The organism is Rhodococcus sp. EPR-157 (genome assembly GCF_001647195.1).
Classification (GTDB): Bacteria; Actinomycetota; Actinomycetes; order Mycobacteriales; family Mycobacteriaceae; genus Rhodococcoides.
In genome coordinates this window covers 1-805 of record NZ_LVCV01000624.1, presented here as the reverse complement: position 1 = coordinate 805, position 805 = coordinate 1, and the positions used below count along the sequence as shown (strand labels likewise).

1 pseudogene is annotated in these 805 nt (G+C 67.7%); it reads right to left on the bottom strand.

Features of this window, described 5'->3' with window-relative positions:
• A pseudogene (locus tag A2J03_RS31340) lies at positions 1-805 on the bottom strand (HNH endonuclease signature motif containing protein); the annotation flags it as partial.

Genomic DNA, 805 nt, shown 5'->3' with positions numbered 1-805 from the left:
GGGGTGGGTGCAGGTGCTGTAGGTCATGCGGATGCGGGCGGCGAGTTCGGAGCTGGGTCGGTAGGTCAGTGCTCCTGGTGGTGGTGTGGTGTGTGCGCCGTGTCCGTCGGGGTGGGGTCCGGTGGCGAGGGCGGGGTTGTCGGTGATCGCGGCGAGGAGTGCGGTGATCAGTTGTGCGCGTGCGTATTCCCCACCGGGGGCGCTGCCGGTGCCGGTGTGATGTCGGTGGCAGCGTTGGTTGTGGCGGTTGTTGTTGGGGTCGGGTCGGTGTGGTGGGACGGTGCCGGCGGGTCGTATTCGGCCGCGGAAGAGGAGTCGCCATAACCGGGCGCCGCGGGTGGACGACCCACGCGACGCATCCGGTTCGGGTGCAGGGTCGGGATTCTCGGGTGCCGGTGGTGGGGTGGTGTCGTTCGCGGAGTGCGTCTTTCGGTCCGGATCGGTGTCCGGACCGCCGACTGTGTCCGGGGCGTTGCCGCTGGGACCGCCGTCGCCTGGACCGTCATCGTCTGGACCGCCGTCGTCGGGATCACCGACATCGTCAGAACTCCCGTCGTCTGGATCGTCGTCTGGATCTTCGGTGTCCGGGCCATCGCCGTCGGTCTTACTGCTTGTCTCGGTGTCTCGTGCTGTGTGTGCTCGTCGTGCGGTCTGGAAGGCCTCGGACTGGGTCAGCTCCACCAGCAGGCCCTGCCATGTGCTGTCCTCGGCAAGCATCCGCGCCAACTCCGGATCCAGCGGTGTCCCATCAGCGAGGACCGCGGGAGTCTGGCTCAGCCCCAGCAGTGTTTCCACTTCGATCAAG